Consider the following 14,418-nt stretch of genomic DNA (forward strand, 5'->3'; position numbering starts at 1 on the left):
GGAGACCCGGGGCCCGGCCGGCCGGGGCTTCTCACGGGGCGCGGCAGGACGGGGGCGTGGGGACGAGCCGTCGGCACCCGCCGGGCGTGGGGCGCGGGCGGGGCGCGGCGAGCCCGTGGCTCGCGGCCGGGCCGGACGCCCGGGACCGGGGCCCTCGGTCGGCGGGGTCACGGTCGCCCGAGGGCCCGCAGGATCTCCGGGCCGATCATCGTGACGTCGCCGGCGCCGACGGTGAGGACCAGGTCCCCCGGCGTGACGAGCCCGGCGACGGTGTCGGCGACCGCCGACCAGGAGGGCACCACCCGGACGTCGGCCGCGGGGTCGACCGCGGTGACGGCGTCGGCCACCAGGGCCGAGGAGACACCCGGCACGGGGTCCTCGCGGGCGCCGTAGATCTCCATGAGCAGGACGAGGTCGGCCGGGGCCAGGGCCCGGGCGAAGGCCTCGGCGAAGTCGCGGGTGCGCGAGTAGAGGTGGGGCTGGAAGACCACGACGAGCCGGCCCCTGTCCCCGACGAGCTCGGCCGCGGTGCTCACGACTGCAGCGACCTTGCCGGGGTTGTGGGCGTAGTCGTCGACGACGGTGACCCCTGCTGCGGAGCCCTTGAGCTCGAAGCGCCGCCGGGTGCCGGTGAACCCGAACAACCCGTCGAGGACACGGGTCGGGTCCTGCCCGAGCCCTTCGACGGCGACGGTGTAGGCCGCTGCGGCGTTGAGCAGGTTGTGCCGACCGGGGATGTTGATCCGCAGCGCGCGGTCCACGCCGTCCGGGCCGGTCAGGGTGACCCGGCTCATCAGCCCGCGGGCGACCTCGTCCCGCAGGATCACGTCGGAGGCGGGGTCGAAGCCGTAGGTGAGGACCCGGACCCCATCGGCACGGGCAGCGAGGGCCAGGGCGCGGGACCCCTCGTCGTCGTGGCAGGCGACGAGCAGTCCGCCCGGCTCGATGGAGGCGGCGAAGTCGGAGTAGGCGGCCTGCACCCGCTCGAACGTGCCGTAGAAGTCGAGGTGGTCGGGCTGGACGTTCGTCACGACCCCGACCTCGGGGCGGTAGACGAGGAACGAGCCGTCGCTCTCGTCGGCCTCGGCGACGAAGACGTCACCGGTCCCCCAGTGCGCGTTGGTGCCGTGCTTGGCCAGCTCTCCCCCGGCGGCGAACGACGGGTCGATCCCGCAGTGCTGCAAGGCGACCGTGAGCATCGACGTGGTGGTCGTCTTGCCGTTCGCCCCGGCCACCGCGACCCGGCGCGAGCCCGCCATCGTGCTGGCCAGCGCCTGCGAGCGGTGCAGGACGCGCAGGCCGCGCCGCCGGGCGGCGGCGAGCTCGAGGTTGCTCTCGCGGATGGCCGAGGAGATGACGACGGTGCCGGCGCCGTCGAGGTGGGACTCGTCGTGGCCGACGTGGACCGTGGCCCCCTCGGCGCCGAGCGCGGTGAGGACCGGCGACTCCTTGGCGTCGGACCCGGAGACGGTGCACCCACGGGCGAGCATCACCCGGGCGACCCCGGACATGCCGGCGCCACCGATCGCGATGAAGTGCACCGCCCCGAGGTCCTCGAGCGGGGGGACCGGCTCGGTGAAGTCGAAGCGCTCGTTCGCGCCGTTCATCGCTGCGCCCCACGACCCGGCGTCGCGCCGGAGCCGCCACCGGACTCGCGCCAGGCGCGCACGACGAGGTCGGCCAGCGCCTCGTCCGCACCCCGCGCACCCGACGCCGCGGACGCGGCGGCCATCGCCTCGAGGCGGTCGCCGTCGATGACCAGCGGCAGCAGCGTGGTGTCGATCCAGTCGGGGCTGAGCGCGGCGTCGTCGACGATCACGCCACCTCCGGCAGCGACGACGTCGGCGGCGTTGAAGCGCTGCTCGCCGTTGCCGATGGGCAGCGGGACGTACACCGCCGGCAGGCCCACCGCGGTGAGCTCGCACACCGTGTTGGCGCCGGCCCGGGCGACGACGAGGTCGGCCGCGGCATAGGCGAGGTCCATCCGGTCGGCGTAGGGGACGGTGACGTAGGGCGCGCCCGGTCCCTCGACCTCGGGCACGAACTCCTTGCCCGCCCCGGTGAGGTGCAGGACCTGGACCCCGGCGGCGCGCAGGACCCCGGCCCGGGCCTGGAAGGCGGAGTTGAGCCGCTGCGCCCCGAGCGACCCGCCGGTGACCAGCACGGTGGGCCAGTGGTCCTCGAGCCCGAAGTGGGCCAGGCCCTCGGCGCGCGAGGCAGCCCGGTCGAGCTGGCTGATCTCGCGGCGCAACGGCATCCCGATCGGGGTGGCGTGCGGGAGCGACGTGCTCGCGAACGTCGTGGCGACGTAGCGCGTGATGCGCGCGCCGAGCCGGTTCGCCAGCCCGGGACGGGCATTCTGCTCGTGGATGACGACGGGTATGCCGCGTCGCCGGGCGGCGATGTACGCAGGCGTGGAGACGTACCCGCCGAAGCCGACGACGACCTGCGCCTGCGTCTGGTCGATGGCCCGCTCGGCCGCGGCGACAGCGGTCCGCAGGCTGGTGGGCAGGCGGAACAGGTCGGCCGAGGGACGCCGCGGCAGCGGGACCTTGGGGACGGTGAGGAGGGGGTAGCCGCGCTCGGGCACGAGCCGGCTCTCCAGCCCGGTCTCGGTGCCGAGGGCGGTGACGGTGATGTCGGGGTCGCGGCGGCGCAGGCAGTCGGCGAGGGCGAGCAGCGGCGAGACATGGCCGGCCGTCCCGCCACCGGCCAGCAGGACCGACGTGGGGGTGTCAGCAGTCATCAGCGATTCCGCCGCCCGGGAAGGACTGCGAGGGAGCGCTTGACCACCGAGGGCTTGGCGGACAGGGCCTCGGCGCAGCCCGGCTCCTGCCGGGCGAACGACAGCAGCATGCCGAGGGCGAACATGGTCGTCATGAGGGAGGAACCACCGTAGGAGACGAGCGGGAGGGGGACGCCGATCACCGGGAGCAGCCCGATGACCGCGCCGATGTTGATGATCGCCTGGCAGACGATCCACGCCATGACCCCGGCGGTGGCGATGCGGACGAACATGTCCTTGCTGCGCAGCACGATCCGGTAGCAGACGAGGGTCAGGGCGCAGAAGAGGCCGAGCATGACGAGGGTGCCCGGCAAGCCGAGCTCCTCGCCGAGGATGGCGAAGATGAAGTCGTTGTGCGCCTCGGGCAGCCAGGACCACTTCTCGCGGGAGGCGCCGAGGCCGACGCCCCACCAGCCACCGTCGGCGAGGGCGTACCGGCCGTGCAGCGGCTGGCGCGCGGCACCGTACGGGTCGGTGTCCTTGCCCAGCCACACGTCGAACCGGGCCAGCCGGTTGGGGCTGGTCACGACCATGACCACGGCAAGGGTGGTGAAGGCCGACGCACCCCAGATGAACAGGCGCCGCGGCACGCCGGCGGCGAACAGGAGGGCGGCGACGATGCCACCCATGACCATCACCGTGCCGAGGTCGTGGCCGAGCAGGACCAGCCCGATGGTCGCGAGGGCGACCGGGAAGAGGAACGGCACGATGACGTGGCGCAGGCGCCCGAGCGAACGGCGCTTCGCGGACAGCACCGCGGCGCCGACCAGGACGAGCCCGACCTTGGCGAACTCCGAGGGCTGGAGCGACACGGGGCCGACCCCGAGCCAGTTGCGGTTGCCGTTGACGGACACCCCCAACGGGGTGAAGACGAGCACCTGCAGGAACAGCGCGCCCACGAGGATCGGCACCGACAGCGCCTTCCACGTGCGGACGGGCACGTGCGCGGCGACCGCCATCGCGATGCCGCCGAGGACGGCGAACTGGAGCTGCTTGCGGAAGAAGACGTAGGGCGTCGCGTTGTCGGTCTGCACGAGCGACTTCACCGACGAGGCGGACAGCACCATGATCAGGCCGATGACGACGAGGACGACCGCCACCGACAGCAGGACGTAGTAGCTCGTCACCGGTGAGTCGAGGCGGGCCAGCCACGTGCCGAACCGGGTCGGTTCCTCGGTCTTCGCGGCGGCGCGGGCCCTCGGCTTCGACGGGGGCGCTGCGGTCACGCTGCTCACGCCTACTCCCCCTGCTGGTCGGACGGAGCGGTGGGACCGGTGCCCCCGCCGGCGTGCCGGGCGACCGCGGCGGCGAAGGCGTCACCGCGTGCGCCGTAGTCGGTGAACATGTCCATCGAGGCCGCCGCCGGTGCGAGCAGCACGACGTCACCCGGCCGGGCGAGGCCGGCGGCGTGCTCGACGACGACATCCATGGCTCCAGTGTCCGTGCTCGGTACGTCGACCACGGGGACATCCGGCGCGTGTCGGGCCAGCGCCTCAGCGATGGCCGAACGGTCGACCCCGATGAGGACGACCGCCCGTAGACGCGGTGCCGCCTCACGGACGAGCTCGTCCACGTCGGCGCCCTTGAGCAGCCCGCCCGCGACCCAGACGACGTGCTCGAAGGAGAGCAGGGACGCCAGCGCGGCGTGCGGGTTGGTCGCCTTGGAGTCGTCGACCCAGCGCACCCCGTCGACCTCGGCGACGTCGGCGATGCGGTGCGGCTCGGGGCGGAACGCCCGCAGGCCGTCGCGGACCGCGACGGGCGGGACGCCGTAGGCGCGGGCCAGCGCCGCGGCGGCCAGGGCGTTGGCGAGGTTGTGCGGCGCGAGGCTGGGCGCGGCCCCTCGGACGTCGTCCAGGGTCGCGAGCTCGGCCGCAGACGTCTTGCGCTGCTCGACGAACGCCCGGTCGGCCAGGATGTCGTCCACGACGCCGACCATCGAGGGGCCGGGCATGCCGAGGGTGAAACCGATGGCGCGGCAGCCCTCCTGGACCTCTGCGTCCATGACCAGCTGCTCGGTGGCGCCGTCCTGGACGTTGTAGACGCAGGCGACCTTGGTGTTGGCGTAGACCTTGCCCTTGGCCCGGGCGTACTCCTCGAAGGAGCCGTGCCAGTCGACGTGGTCCGGGGCGACGTTGAGGCAGACGGACGCGTGGGGGGCGATCGAGTCCGACCAGTGCAGCTGGTAGCTCGAGAGCTCGACGGCGATGACGTCGTAGGGCTCGGGGTGGAGCACCGCCTCGAGGATCGGGGTCCCGACGTTGCCGGCCGCCGTCGCCCGCAGCCCGGCCGCCCGCAGCATGTGGGCGAGCATGGTCACGGTGGTCGTCTTGCCGTTCGTGCCGGTGATCGTCAGCCACGGCGCCGGGCCGACGGCGGCCCGCATCCGCCACGCGAGCTCGACCTCGCCCCACACCGGGACGCCGGCCGCGGCGGCCTCGACGAGGAGGGGCTGGTCGGGTCGCCACCCCGGGGAGGTGATGACGAGGTCGGCGGCGAAGCCCTGCGGCATCCCGGCCACGTGCTCGGGCCCGAGACGGACGTCGGCGCCGAGGATGTCGAGGATGCGGGCCCGCTCCCCGAGCGGCCCGTTCACGTCCGGGTCGCCGCCGTCGACCGCGACGACGTGGGCTCCGCGCTCGTGGAGCGCGTCGGCGGCGGCGAACCCGCTCACCCCCAGGCCCGCGACCACGACCCGCAGGCCGCTCCAGTCGGCGCTGCCGTTCGTGAGTCCGTCGAGTCGTCCGCCGACCGGTGTGCTGCTCACTGCTGGTGCTTCCTCACTGCTGGTGCTGTCTGCTGCTGCGGTGGTGCCGGGCTACTGCGCGCCGACGACCCACTCGGCGTAGAAGAGGCCGAGGCCGAGGGCGACGAAGAGTCCGGCGATGATCCAGAACCGGATGACGATGGTGACCTCGTTCCACCCGAGGAGCTCGAAGTGGTGCTGCAACGGCGCCATCCGGAACACCCGTTTGCCGGTCATCTTGAACGACCCGACCTGGATGATCACCGAGAGGGTGATCGTCACGAACAGGCCACCGAGGATGATGATGAGCAGCTCGGTGCGCGTCGTGATGGCCAGGCCGGCGAGCGCGCCGCCGAGGGCCAGCGAGCCGGTGTCACCCATGAAGATCTTGGCGGGTGAGGCGTTCCACCACAGGAACCCGAAGCAGGCGCCCATGCAGGCTGCCGCCACCACCGCCAGGTCACGGGAGTCGCGGACCTCGTAGCACTTCAGTCCCGGCGTGATCTGGCAGTTCTGGTTGCCCTGCCAGATGCCGATGAGGACGTACGCCGCGAAGACCATCACCGACGCGCCGGTCGCGAGGCCGTCGAGGCCGTCGGTGAGGTTCACGCCGTTGGACGTGCCCGCGATCATGATGTTGGCCCAGATGACGAACAAGATCATCCCGACCAGCGTCCCCGCGAACGCGAGGTTGACCGGGGTGTCACGGACGAACGAGATGTACGTCGACGCCGGGGTGCGGTGCTTGCTGTTGGGGAACTGCAGCGCCAGCACCGCGAAGATCACCGCGACGAGAGTCTGGCCGGCGAGCTTCTCGCGCGAGCGCAGCCCGAGGCTGCGCTGCTTGGAGATCTTGATGTAGTCGTCGAGGAACCCGACCAGCCCCAGCCCCGCCATGAGGAAGAGGACGAGCACGCCGCTCCACGTCACCGGGGTGCCGGTCGCGATGTGCGCGACCGCGTATGCGGCCAGGGCCGAGCCGATGATCACCGCACCACCCATCGTGGGCGTGCCGCGCTTGGTGTGGTGCGAGGTGGGGCCGTCGTCGCGGATGAACTGGCCGTAGCCCTGCTTGACGAGGTACTTGATGAACATCGGCGTGCCGAACAGGGCGCCCACGAGGGACACGACGGCAGCGATCAGGACCGCCTTCACGTCGCGTCCTCCTCGCTGTCGGGGCCGCCTTGCGCGGCGATCGTCTCCCCGAGCCACCGTAGTCCGGCATCGCGGCTCGACTTGAACAACACGACGTCACCGGGGCGCAGATTCTCCTCCAGCAGGGCCTGGGCCGCATCGGCGTCGGGCACCCAGACCGCCTCGTCGCCCCACGACCCCTCGTGCTGGGCGCCGCTGGCCATCGGCCGGGCGACGTCACCGACCACGACGAGGCGGGAGATGTTGAGCCGCACCGCGAGGCGGCCGATGGCGTCGTGCTCGGTCGTCGACTCCCCACCGAGCTCGAGCATCGAGCCGAGCACGGCCCAGGTCCGACGCTCGTTCCCGTCGGCGTCTCGGCCCATGGCGGCCAAGGCCTTGAGCGCAGCCCGCATCGAGTCGGGGTTGGCGTTGTAGGCGTCGTTGACGACGGTGACCCCGTCGGTCCGCTCGACGACCTCCATCCGCCAGCGCGAGGCGGGGGTGGCCGACGCCAGTGCCGAGACGACCGCGTCGAGGGCCAGGCCGCACTCGAGGGCGACGGCGACGACGGCCAGGGCGTTGCCGACGTGGTGCTCGCCGTGCAGCGGCAGGCTCACCTCGGCCTCCCCCGCCGGGGTGAACAGGTGGAAGGTCGGTCGCCCGGTGGCGTCGAGGACGATGTCCGCGGCGCGCACGGCGGCGTCGGGGGCGGTGCCGACCAGCACGGTCCGGGCAGGGGTGCGGGCGGCCATCGCCCGGACGACCGTGTCGTCGGCGTTGAGGACCGCGAGTCCGGCGGCGGGCAGTGCTGCGACGAGCTCGGCCTTGGCGACGCCGATCGCCTCGCGGGAGCCGAACTCCCCCACGTGGGCGGTGCCGACGTTGAGCTCGACACCGATCCGCGGTGGGGCGATCGTCGTGAGGTACTCGATGTGCCCGACGCCGCGGGCACCCATCTCCACGACGAGGAAGCGGGTGTCCGGGGTGACCCGGAAGACCGTGAGCGGCACGCCGACCTCGGAGTTGAGCGACCCCACGGGGGCGACCGTCGGCGCCGCGGACGACAGCACGCTCGCCAGGAGGTCCTTGGTGGACGTCTTGCCGGACGAGCCGGTGATGCCGATGACGGTGAGGTCGGGGTGGCGGTCGACGACGGCCCGGGCGAGCGAGGCCAGCCCCGCCTGGATGTCCTCGACGACGACACAGGGCAGCTCGGGCACCTCGCGCGTGGTCATCGCCGCCACGGCGCCGAGGGCAGCGGCGGAGGCGACGAACTGGTGGCCGTCCATCTGCTCGCCGACGCGGGCGATGTAGAGGCCACCGGGCCCCGCCTCGCGGGAGTCGGTGACGACGGGGCCGTCGACGACCAGTCGAGCCGCCTCGGCGTCGGTCGTGCCGTGGAGCCGCCCACCGGTGATGGTGGCGATCTCCGCCAGGGACAACGGGATCACAGCGAACCTCTCGTGCCGGTGGCGACCGCGCGCAGGGCGCGGGCCACCTCCTCGCGGTCGTCGAAGGGGTGGATGGTGCCGGCCACGTCCTGGCCGGTCTCGTGGCCCTTGCCCACGACGGCGACAACGCTGCCGGGGCCGCGTTCGTGGGCCACGCGGACGGCGGTGTCGATGGCGGCGGCCCGGCCGTCGACGTCGTGCAGATCCGTGGTGCCGCCCTCACCGGCGGCGTCGCGCGCCCCGGCCAGCACGGCCTCGCGGATCACCGAGGGGTCCTCGGAGCGCGGGTTGTCGTCGGTGACGACCACGACGTCCGCGCCCAGAGCCGCGGCCCGCCCCATGGCGGCGCGCTTGCCCCGGTCGCGGTCACCGCCCGCGCCGAGGACGACGACGAGGGCCCCGGTCGTCTGCGGTCGCAGCGCCTTGAGGGCGGCAGCCACGGCGTCGGCGGTGTGGGCGTAGTCCACGACGACGAGCGGCAGCGAGGGATGCTCGCCTCCGTCGGTGGCCGGGTCGAGGGACACCTTCTCCATCCGTCCGGGCACGTGGGGGTCGCTGCGCAGGGCCCGCTCGACCGTCGGCGCGTCGAGGCCCGAGGCGAGCAGGGCCAGGGCCGCCATGGCGGTGTTGACGCGGTTGAAGTCGCCGGGCAGCGCCGAGCGCAGCCGCAGGGTGGTGGACCCGTCGGAGAGCGTGAAGTCGGCCGGGTCGTGGTTCGAGGCACCGCCCGACGCACCGTCCGACGCATCGTCTGAGCCGCCAGCCGGGGGCGCGGCCTCGGCCACGAGGTGCCAGTCGGCCTCCACGTCGGCCAGCGAGGTCATCGTCGTGACCGGGACGCCGGCGATGGTCGCGAGCTCGCGGCCCCACTCGTCGTCGACGCAGACGATCCCGCGACGTGATCGTTGCGGCGTGAACAGCGAGGCCTTGGCGAGGAAGTAGTCGCGCATCGTCGGGTGGAAGTCGAGGTGGTCCTGCGACAGGTTGGTGAACAGCGCCACGTCGTAGACGACGCCGTCGACCCGGTGCTGGGTCAACGCGTGGCTGGAGACCTCCATGACGCAGGAGTCGACGCCGCGTTCCTGCATGACGGCGAGCAGCGCGTGCAGGACCGTCGCCTCGGGCGTGGTGCGCAGGCTGCGCAGCCGCTCGTCCCCGATGCGGGTCTCGACGGTGCCGATCAGCCCCGTGGTCTGGCCGAGCGCGGTCAGCGCCGAGTCCATGAGATAGGCCGTGGTGGTCTTGCCGTTGGTGCCCGTCACGCCGAACAGCCGCAGGCCGAGCTCGGAGGTGCCGTAGAGGGTGCGGGCCACGGGACCGACGACGCTGCGCGGGCCCTCGACGACGACGGTCGGCGCGGTGACCCCGTCGGCGACCAGGAGGTCGAGGCCATCGGAGTCCGTCAGGACGGCGACGGCGCCCGCCTCCAGCGCGGCGGCGGCATACCGGGCACCGTGGGCGTTGGCCCCCGGGAGGGCGGCGTAGAGGTCTCCCGGCACGACGTCCTGGGAGGCCAGGGTGACCCCGCTCACCAGGACGTCCTCACCCCGGACGGTGCCGCCCACGAGGGTGGCCAAGGCAGAGATCGGGGTGGCGTGCAGGGACGCCGGTCGGGGGGATGGCACGGGCAACGAGCCTACCGTCAGGGACGGGATGCGGCCGACGCCTTGTCCCGCAGGATCGTCGGGTCGGACGGGTCAGGGGTCTCGTCGGCCTTGACCTTGACGACCGGCGACCTGGTGCCGGTCGGCGGGATCTGGAGCTCCTGGAGGGCGTAGGTCATGACGTCCTTGAACACCGGTCCGGCGACGACGCCACCGAAGTAGCCCTTGATCGGGCGCTGGAGCGTCACCGCGACGACGATCTCGGGGTCGTCGGCGGGCGCGAAGCCGATGAAGCTCGACGTCTTGCCCGAGTAGCCGCCCACCTTCGCGTCGTAGCGGTCGGCCGTGCCGGTCTTGCCGGCGACGCGGTAGCCAGGGATCTTCGCCTCGGGGGCGGTGCCCTCCTTGCCGACGACGCCCTCGAGCATGTCGCGCACCTTCTTGGCCGTCTCCGGGGAGACGACCTCCACGCCCTTGGCCTTCTCCACCGGGGTGTAGTTGCCGTGGCCGTCACTGGTGGCGGAGACGATCCGCGGCGGCACGCGCACACCGTCGTTGGCGATCGTCTGGAAGACCCCCGCGGCCTGGAGGGCGTTGACGGACAGGCCCTGCCCGAAGAGCACGGTGTACCGCTGGGAGCCGCTCCAGTCCCGGTAGTCGGTCAGGAGGCCGGGCCCCTCACCGGGGAAGCCCATGCCGGAGGTCGAGCCGAGCCCGAACCGCTTGAAGTAGTCGTACATCGTCGAGGCCTTGACCTTCTCCCCGGCGAGGATGGTGCCGATGTTGCTCGACTGGGCGAGCACGCCGGCGAAGGTGAGGTACTCCGTCGGGTGGTCGTGGCTGTCCTTGAACTCGGTCCCGGAGCGGCGGATGCGGTTGGGGACCTCGACGACCTCGGACGGGGTGACGACCTTCTCCTCGAGGGCCGCCGCGGCGGTGATGACCTTGCCGGTCGAGCCGGGCTCGTAGACGTCGTTGAACGCGCTGTTGGTCCAGTTCTCGGTGGCCTGGCCGGGCTGGTTGGGGTCGAAGGTCGGGTAGGACGCGACGGCGAGCAGCTCGCCGGTCTTGGCGCTCTGCACGACGACCGAACCGGACAGGGCCTTGGTCTCGATGACCTTCTGCGCCACGGCGTTCTGGGCGAACCACTGCAGGTCGGAGTCGATGGTGAGCTTGACGTCCTTGCCGGGGACCGGCGAGATCGTCTCCTGGCGGGCGTTCGGGATGGCCCGGCCGTCCTGGGACTGCTCGAAGATGGTCCGGCCGGCCTTGCCCTTGAGGGTCTTGTCCATCAGGACCTCGAGCCCACCGCCGGCGGACCCGTCGGACTGCACGAAGCCGACGAGCGAGGCGGCCGCGGTCGACGTCGGGTAGTTGCGGTCCGAGGTGGCCTCGGAGTAGATGCCGTTGATGCCGAGCTCGGAGATCTTGCGCCAGTTGAGCGGCGTGATGTTCTTCTGCAGCACGCGGTAGCGCGAGGTGCCGGTGAGCTTGGTGACGAGGTCGTCGACCGGGATCCCGAGCAGCGGCGAGAGGTCCTGGGCGGCACCGGCGACACCGACGGTGGTCCGGACGCCGTCCACGGTCTTGATGTACTCCGGCACCGCCGTCTGGTCCACGGTGACGGTCCGCCGCTCGATGCTCGAGGCGAGGATCGTGCCGTTGCGGTCGACGATGCTGCCCCGCATCGCCGGGAGCGGCACGGTGGCCGTGCGGTTGGTCTGCGCGTCCGCGGAGACGGCCGAGGCGTCGAACCCCTGGAGCCGTAGCAGCTGGGCGCCGAAGATGCTGAAGACGAAGAGGATCGCGACGGTCATCGTGCGCATCCGCCGACGGGGATTGGAGCCGTCCAGGCTCACGCGGCGACCGGTGGGGCGCCGCGGCGGAGCCGTCGGGCGCGTGGCGCGGGGTGCGGCGGTCCGGGTGGGGCGCGGCGCGGACGTCCGGGTGCGGGGGGCGCCGGAGGCGGGGCGACCGGCCTTGGCTGCGGCGATCCGCTCCTTGCCCGCGGATGCTCCCTCGGCCGGGCGGCGGCGGGGTGCGTCACCGTGCGCAGGACGAGGGCGCGGGGCTCCGGGGCGGGTGCCTCGGGTCTGCGTCACTGGGTACCTCGTGTCTGCGTCAGGGCTGCGGGGTGGCGGGAGTCGGCGTCGTGGTGGCCTGGGTGGCCGGGGTGGCCGTGGTCTTCGCCGGCGTGGTGGTGCTCGTGCTGGTCGTGGCCTTCGTCTTCGCGTCCACACTGGTGACCGTGGTGACGACCGACCCGTCGGGCTTGGTGACCTTCACGGTCGTCGTCGTCACGTCCCCCTTGGTGCTGACCGTGGCCTTGGGCCCGGTGTCCTTCTTCGCGGCGGACGACGCTGACGTCGCCTGCGGAGCCGTGACCACGGTAAAGCCGTCCTGCTTCTTGGCCGGGCTCGCCACGCCGAGGACCTTGCCGTCGCTGAGGCGCAGGAACGCCGCGGAGTCGGCGGGCACCATACCCAGCTTGGCGGCGCGCGCCGCGAGGTTGGCGGGGCTGCGCTGGGCGTCGATCGCCTGCGTGAGCGCGTCCTGGGTGTCGGTGAGCTCACCGGAGGTGGCCTGGAGGTTGTGCAGGGTGAAGGACCCCTCGGCCATGGCCGTGTTGAGCATGAGGAGGGCGACCAGGCCGGCCCCGAGCAGGGCCATGCACAGGGTGGCGAACACGCCGTTGCCCGGCTGCCCGATCGCCGCGGGCACGACCCGGAGCGGCTGGGGCGGTGCGGTCCGACGCAGTGGTGCCCGAGATGCGACCCTCGCCGTCGCAGTCTGCTGGCTCATCGGTGGGTTCCCTTCGTTGCGGTGGAAAGTCGGGTGCGCTCGGCGGCGCGCAGGCGCACCGAGGCAGATCGGGGGTTGGCGGCCTGCTCGTCAGCGGACGCCTCCTCGGCGCCGCGGGTGAGCAGCCGCAGGTATGGCGCGTGCTCGGGGAGCTCGACGGGCAGGCCCTCGGGGCTGCTCCCCTTGGCTCCCTGCGCCAGCACGCGCTTGGTGATGCGGTCCTCGAGCGAGTGGTAGGACAGGACCGCGACGCGGCCACCGACCCCGAGGGCGTCGATGACGCGCGGCAGGGCCCGGGCCCAGACGGACAGCTCGGCGTTGACCTCGATGCGCAGCGCCTGGAAGGTCCGCTTGCCCGGGTGTCCCCCACTCTTCTGCGACGCCGCAGGGACCGACTTCTTGAGCAGCTCGACGAGGCGGCCGGAGGTGGTGAACGGCTCGGTCTCCCGCTCGCGCACCACCGCTCCGGCGATCTTCTTGGCGAACCGCTCCTCGCCGAACTCGCGCAGGATGCCCTCGAGGTCGGCCGCCGAGTAGGTGTTGAGGACCTCGGCGGCGGTGATGCCGGTGGACTGGTCCATCCGCATGTCCAGCGGCGCGTCCTGGCTGTAGGAGAAGCCGCGGTCGGTCTCGTCGAGCTGGAGGGAGGAGACCCCGAGGTCGTAGAGGCTGGCGTCCACGTGGGTGACCCCGGCCTCGGCGAGCGCCCGGGGCACCTCGTCGTAGACGGCGTGGACGAAGGTGGTGCGGTCGGCGTACCGGTCGAGCCGTTCGGCCGCGAGCGCCAGGGCCTCCTGGTCGCGGTCGATGCCGACGACCCGGGCCTGCGGGCAGCTCTCGAGGATCGCCTCGGCGTGGCCCCCCATGCCGAGGGTGCCGTCGAGGTAGACCGAGCCGGGCTCGGTCAGCGCCGGGGCGAGCAGCTCGACGATGCGGTCGCGGAGCACGGGAATGTGCCGGTCGGCGGCCATTCCTCGTGAGTTCATCGCGGTGCTCCTGCTCGGTGGTGCGGGTGGTGGTGCTGGTGGTGCGGGGTGGTGCTGGTGGTCCTGGGTGGTGGCCCGGCCCTGCTGGGGTGGGCCCTGCGGTCAGGTCCCCATCCGCTCCAAGGGATGCGGCCCGGGACGGGGGAAGTCGTCCCGGGAAGCGGAGCGGCTGGAGACCTGGCGGCAGGGACCGCGGGCACCGGTGGAGCCGGTGCCCGTGGAAGTCACAGCAGGCCCGGGATCACCTCCTCGGACTGGTCGGCGAAGCCCTGCTCGGTGCTCTCGAGGTAGGTGTTCCACGCCTCGGTGTCCCAGACCTCGACGCGCGAGCCGGCACCGATGACGGTGCAATCGCGGGTCAGTCCGGCATAGGCGCGCAGGTTGGCGGGGATGGTCACGCGGCCCTGCTTGTCCGGGACCTCGTCGGAGGCGCCGGACAGGAAGACGCGGGTGAAGTCGCGGACGGCCTTGCTCGTGGTCGGCGCCGACTGCATCTGCTCGGTGACGCGGACGAACTCCTGCATCGGGAAGACGTAGAGGCAGCGCTCCTGGCCGCGGGTGACGACCAGGCCGCCGGCCATCCGCTCGCGGAACTTCGCGGGGAGGAAGAGGCGGCCCTTCTCGTCGAGGCGGGGGCTGTGCGTCCCGAGGAACACGGTGACCACCTCCCCCTGACTCGACTGCAGGACCCCACGGCCCTCTTGTTTCCCCCACTTTACTCCACACCCACCCCCGAGTGGGCCCGGTTCGTCGTGTTTTCCTCATCTGTTTGGCTGTTTCTGCAGGTCAGCATGGTGGTGCAAAGTGGTGCAGATTTCGCTGAGACGACGGCTCGATCCACCCGCCGCCGAGCTCGTCCGCACCGAATGCCCAGTGGATGGACCCACGCAGGGCGTCGAGGGCACCG

The 14,418-nt window shown here is 72.5% G+C and carries 11 protein-coding genes; all 11 read right to left on the reverse strand.

Features of this window, described 5'->3' with window-relative positions:
• Positions 1–167: 167 nt before the first annotated feature.
• Positions 168–1,607: a UDP-N-acetylmuramate--L-alanine ligase gene (gene murC / locus ABD286_RS03705; RefSeq protein WP_344190386.1), complete on the reverse strand. Its 1,440-nt coding sequence runs from the start codon at positions 1,605–1,607 to the stop codon at positions 168–170.
• A complete protein-coding gene (gene murG / locus ABD286_RS03710; RefSeq protein ID WP_344190388.1) occupies positions 1,604–2,746 on the reverse strand; it encodes an undecaprenyldiphospho-muramoylpentapeptide beta-N-acetylglucosaminyltransferase in 1,143 nt (380 codons plus the stop codon). The genes murC and murG overlap by 4 nt, the downstream gene beginning before the upstream one ends.
• On the reverse strand, positions 2,746–4,020 hold the full coding sequence (ftsW, locus tag ABD286_RS03715; RefSeq protein WP_344190390.1) for a putative lipid II flippase FtsW: 1,275 nt from the start codon (positions 4,018–4,020) through the stop codon (positions 2,746–2,748). The genes murG and ftsW overlap by 1 nt, the downstream gene beginning before the upstream one ends.
• 2 nt (positions 4,021–4,022) lie before the next feature.
• Positions 4,023–5,552 carry a UDP-N-acetylmuramoyl-L-alanine--D-glutamate ligase gene (murD, locus tag ABD286_RS03720; protein WP_344190392.1) on the reverse strand — a complete coding sequence of 510 codons (1,530 nt, stop codon included), beginning with the start codon at positions 5,550–5,552 and terminating at the stop codon, positions 4,023–4,025.
• A 51-nt stretch (positions 5,553–5,603) separates the two neighbouring features.
• Positions 5,604–6,686: a phospho-N-acetylmuramoyl-pentapeptide-transferase gene (gene mraY / locus ABD286_RS03725; protein ID WP_344190394.1), complete on the reverse strand. Its 1,083-nt coding sequence runs from the start codon at positions 6,684–6,686 to the stop codon at positions 5,604–5,606.
• A complete protein-coding gene (locus ABD286_RS03730; protein ID WP_344190396.1) occupies positions 6,683–8,119 on the reverse strand; it encodes a UDP-N-acetylmuramoyl-tripeptide--D-alanyl-D-alanine ligase in 1,437 nt (478 codons plus the stop codon). Before ABD286_RS03730 ends, mraY begins: the two co-directional genes overlap by 4 nt.
• On the reverse strand, positions 8,116–9,744 hold the full coding sequence (locus tag ABD286_RS03735) for a UDP-N-acetylmuramoyl-L-alanyl-D-glutamate--2,6-diaminopimelate ligase (protein ID WP_344190399.1): 1,629 nt from the start codon (positions 9,742–9,744) through the stop codon (positions 8,116–8,118). Before ABD286_RS03735 ends, ABD286_RS03730 begins: the two co-directional genes overlap by 4 nt.
• A gap of 17 nt (positions 9,745–9,761) precedes the next feature.
• A complete protein-coding gene (locus ABD286_RS03740) occupies positions 9,762–11,825 on the reverse strand; it encodes a peptidoglycan D,D-transpeptidase FtsI family protein (RefSeq protein ID WP_344190401.1) in 2,064 nt (687 codons plus the stop codon).
• Between the two features lie 19 nt (positions 11,826–11,844).
• Positions 11,845–12,525, reverse strand: a complete 681-nt coding sequence (ftsL, locus tag ABD286_RS03745; protein ID WP_344190403.1) for a cell division protein FtsL — start codon at positions 12,523–12,525, stop codon at positions 11,845–11,847.
• Positions 12,522–13,511, reverse strand: a complete 990-nt coding sequence (rsmH, locus tag ABD286_RS03750; protein ID WP_344190405.1) for a 16S rRNA (cytosine(1402)-N(4))-methyltransferase RsmH — start codon at positions 13,509–13,511, stop codon at positions 12,522–12,524. The genes ftsL and rsmH overlap by 4 nt, the downstream gene beginning before the upstream one ends.
• A 224-nt stretch (positions 13,512–13,735) precedes the next feature.
• The gene (gene mraZ / locus ABD286_RS03755) at positions 13,736–14,167 is read right to left on the reverse strand and encodes a division/cell wall cluster transcriptional repressor MraZ (protein WP_344190407.1); all 432 of its coding nucleotides are present in this window, start codon (positions 14,165–14,167) and stop codon (positions 13,736–13,738) included.
• Positions 14,168–14,418 lie beyond the last annotated feature (251 nt).

It is taken from the genome of Pedococcus aerophilus (assembly GCF_039532215.1).
In the GTDB taxonomy this organism is placed as follows: domain Bacteria; phylum Actinomycetota; class Actinomycetes; order Actinomycetales; family Dermatophilaceae; genus Pedococcus; species Pedococcus aerophilus.

What these genes read in the sequence shown, in the direction of transcription:
- murC (WP_344190386.1), bottom strand. Translation starts at nt 1,607, where the DNA reads ATGAACGGCGCGAACGAGCGCTTCGACTTCACCGAGCCGGTCCCCCCG.
- rsmH (WP_344190405.1), bottom strand. Translation starts at nt 13,511, where the DNA reads ATGAACTCACGAGGAATGGCCGCCGACCGGCACATTCCCGTGCTCCGC.
- ftsL (WP_344190403.1), bottom strand. Translation starts at nt 12,525, where the DNA reads ATGAGCCAGCAGACTGCGACGGCGAGGGTCGCATCTCGGGCACCACTG.
- murG (WP_344190388.1), bottom strand. Translation starts at nt 2,746, where the DNA reads ATGACTGCTGACACCCCCACGTCGGTCCTGCTGGCCGGTGGCGGGACG.